Origin of the sequence: Streptomyces sp. SID1328, assembly GCF_009865595.1 — a bacterium.
GTDB classification, from domain to species: Bacteria; Actinomycetota; Actinomycetes; order Streptomycetales; family Streptomycetaceae; genus Streptomyces; species Streptomyces griseoluteus.
Genome location: NZ_WWKH01000256.1, coordinates 1 through 3,217 on the forward strand (window position 1 = coordinate 1; position 3,217 = coordinate 3,217).

A 3,217-nucleotide genomic window follows, 5' to 3' on the forward strand; every position below is an offset into this window, starting at 1 on the left:
TCGCCGAACCCCTCACCGGCCACAACGGCCCCGTCAACGCCGTGGCCTGCACCCTCCTGGACAACACCCCCATCGCCGTCACCGGTAGCTCCGACCACACCGTCCGGCTCTGGGACCTCACCACCGGCCAACCCATCGCCGAACCCCTCACCGGCCACATCGACACAGTGACCGACGTAGTCTCAACCGTGCTGGAGGGCACACCCATCGCCGCCACCACAAGCTGGGACAACACGGTCCGTGTATGGGACTTGCGGTCGAGAAAGCTTGTGCAGAAGCTCATCGCCCCCTCCTGCCAAGGAGCGTGCTTCACGAACAACGGAAGACTCGTCGTAGGGCTGGGGCGCGATCTCGCGGTGCTCCACCGGAACCAGGCATCTCCGGGTCAGGGGTATGGCGCGCCAACTCCGCTCTCCCCGGACTGACCGCCGACGTCTGTTCGCCGCCTGACACCCACATCGCCTGCAACACGATGATGGCGCTGCACCTCACGCTGCATCGCGGCGCCCCCCGGCCTCACCCCGGTAAGCGACAGGGACAGCGTGGCCAGTCGCGGTCGGCCTCCCAGTCAGGACCCGCGGTGGTTGCAACCCACAGCCACCTGCCCAGACGACGGCGGCTTCGAGGAGATTCGGGAGGGCCCAGGCGGGAGGCTGGGCCCTCCACCGTGTGCGAGGTCGGGAGACAGCCCGCAGGGGCGTCCCCGTGCGGGTATGCGGGGTGGACGTCATTGCGGCGACCCACGGCGGACGGTGGTGACGCACACAGCACTGGGGACCCGGCCCAGGGGCCTGGAGTCCGCACTGGCAATGGCTTCCGCGAGGGTAGGTCGGGGCTCGGCCGGGAGGCCCGGCGGGCAGTGCCTGGGACGGTGGTCAGTGCCAGGCCGTGCACGCGCGCAGGCGGCCGCCCTTGGCGTCCCCGCAGGCCCGCGTCCTGTAGCCGGGGCCGTCGTACACGGAGTGGTACTGGCCCTGGGAGACGATCGCGTCGCCTTCCGCGGTGATCCGGCCCAGGGTCCGGATGTGGCCGACGTGCCGGCGTTCCAGCCAGACGTGACCACCTGTGCCGACCAGGCCCGCGGCGAACGCCCGGTCGTGGCCGCGCTGGTGGGGGATGTGCAGGTGGACCGTGACCCGCCAGGAGTTGCCCTGCTTGCCGCGGGCAACCATCAGGCACACGCGGTCATCGGACAGCCGGCAGGGCCCGCAGTCGCCCCGGTGAACGTCTGCCGCCGCCGAGGCCGGCGCCAGGCCGGGCAGGATGACGACGGCCGCAAGCATCACCGTGGCGGTGGAAGTCCTGATCGTGGTTCCCATTCCCCGCTCAACGGCCCCGGCCTGCTCGGGCAGCGGGGTCGGGGGTCACACGGCCTCGGTCACCCAGCGCGCGGCGGCTTACGGCCGGGCTGGGGGCGCATGGTGTGCGAGCGGCGGGGGTGCCTGGTCGTCGGAGACGGAGCAGCCGACAGGCGAAACGCCGAGCCGCCTTCCTCACAATGCGTAACCGTTTTCCTTACTCTGTGTATATCGACCACGGCGAACCCTGGGGCACCTGTGACACAGATCCGGATTGCCACGTTCAACCTGGAGAACCTCGACGAGACCGCGCCGACCGCGCATCCGTCACTGGCGGAACGCGTCAAGCTGATGAAGCCGCAGATCAGCCGACTGCGCGCTGATATCGCCTGCTTCCAGGAAGTCCACGGTCAGGAGCGCCCGGGCCAGCCCCGTGCGCTGCTGGCGCTGCAGGAGCTGCTCGCGGGGACCAACCTCGACGGGGCCAGCCTGGTCAGTACCAAACCCGAGGACGACGCGGTCTTCGACATGCGCAACCTGGTCGTCGCCACCCACCTGCCGGTCATCAAGCACCAGCAGCTCAAGAACGACCTGGTCGCCGAGCCCCGCTACCAGCGGCTCACCGCCACACCCCCCGACCCGGCGCCGGTCCCGATCGGTATCGAACGGCCCATCCTGCACGCACAGATCGACATCGACCACGCCGAACCCGGCCGCCTGCTGCACATCATCACCGTGCACCTCAAGTCCAAGATCCCCACCGAGATCCCCGGCCAGGTACTCGACTCCCAAAAGGGCATGTGGCGCACCGCCGACGCCTGGGCTGAAGGCAGCTTCCTGTCGTCCATGAAGCGCATGAGCCAGGCCCTGGAAGTCAGGCGCCTGGTCGACCAGATCCTCGGCGCGGACCCGGACGCGCGCATCATCGTCGCCGGCGACTTCAACGCCGAACCCGAGGAAGTCCCGGTCCTGGCGATCTGTGGCAATGTCGAGGACACCGGGAACGGCGACCTCGCCGCCCGCGTTCTGGTCCCCATCGAGCACACCATTCCCCACGAGGCCCGCTACACGCTCTTCCACCACGGCCGCGGCCAGATGCTCGACCACATGCTCGTCACCCGCAACCTCCTGCCGCACTACCGAGGTTCAGAGATCCACAACGAAGTTCTCCACGACGAGTCCCTCGCCTTTGCCACGGATGTCAAGTACCCCGAGTCCGATCACGCCCCCGTCGTCGCCACCTTCGACTTCGACTGACCCCGCCTGCGATGAAACAGCCACGGCACCGTCATCGCCGCTCCTCCCAGCGGGCCTGGTGTCCCAGCCAGGGCAGCGCCGGGGTCAGCGTGACAATGAGGCGGTCCAGGACGTAGGTGTCGTCGCTCACGTCTTCCACCGGGCGGATGCTCATGTCACTCCTCACCCGTTTGCGGGCCGGAAAGCGCCGGGCACACAGCCGGGGGCGGCGGCCTGAGAGCACACACCGGCGGGTATAAAGCCGCAGGTGGGGCTGCGTGTGAAGGCGGGGGACGGCCGCGCGGGCGCCGGATGCCGCTCGCCCGGCATCCCGGCACCGGCAGGGCGGTGGGGGACGTGACCGCCACGCATATGGGACAGACTGGATCCCCGGCCCGATTCCGGCGGGCCGGGGATCCACAGTATGCGGTCGGCTACGGCCTAGTACTCGTCGTGGTGACGCTTGACCACCCGGAAGCTGCCCACCACACCGTCGTCGATGTCGATGCCCTTGATCCGGCCCGGGTGTACGCCGTAGCTGGAGCTGTGCGGGCCGACGGTGGCGATGGGAGCGCCGTTGTCGCAGACGGCCCCGCGGAAGAGCTCGACGGCCTTGCGGCTTTCGTTGCGGATGTTCAGAGACTTCGCGCCCAGACCGCTGACCACGGTGATGCAGTCACCGG

3 protein-coding genes and 2 pseudogenes are annotated in these 3,217 nt (G+C 69.2%); 2 read left to right on the forward strand and 3 right to left on the reverse strand.

Annotated features, from left to right (window positions below; genetic code table 11):
• Positions 1–425: pseudogene (locus tag GT030_RS07395) on the forward strand (hypothetical protein); the annotation flags it as partial.
• 450 nt (positions 426–875) lie between these two features.
• On the opposite strand, the gene GT030_RS07400 reads toward GT030_RS07395, so the two are convergent.
• Complete coding sequence (locus tag GT030_RS07400; RefSeq protein ID WP_161200390.1) at positions 876–1,319, reverse strand: hypothetical protein; 444 nt, start codon at positions 1,317–1,319, stop codon at positions 876–878.
• A gap of 237 nt (positions 1,320–1,556) precedes the next feature.
• On the opposite strand from GT030_RS07400, the gene GT030_RS07405 reads away from it, so the two are divergent.
• Positions 1,557–2,555 carry an endonuclease/exonuclease/phosphatase family protein gene (locus GT030_RS07405; RefSeq protein WP_161200391.1) on the forward strand — a complete coding sequence of 333 codons (999 nt, stop codon included), beginning with the start codon at positions 1,557–1,559 and terminating at the stop codon, positions 2,553–2,555.
• Between the two features lie 31 nt (positions 2,556–2,586).
• Here GT030_RS07405 and GT030_RS37060 read toward each other — a convergent pair whose 3' ends face one another.
• Entirely contained in the window at positions 2,587–2,709 is a 123-nt protein-coding gene (locus GT030_RS37060) for a hypothetical protein (RefSeq protein WP_272920667.1), read from the reverse strand.
• Positions 2,710–2,975: 266 nt separating this feature from the next.
• Positions 2,976–3,217 (reverse strand): annotated as a pseudogene (locus GT030_RS07410) (hypothetical protein); the annotation flags it as partial.

Bases quoted from the DNA above. Each gene is read 5' to 3' on its own strand.
- GT030_RS37060 (WP_272920667.1), bottom strand. From the start codon at position 2,709: ATGAGCATCCGCCCGGTGGAAGACGTGAGCGACGACACCTACGTCCTG.
- GT030_RS07400 (WP_161200390.1), bottom strand. From the start codon at position 1,319: ATGGGAACCACGATCAGGACTTCCACCGCCACGGTGATGCTTGCGGCC.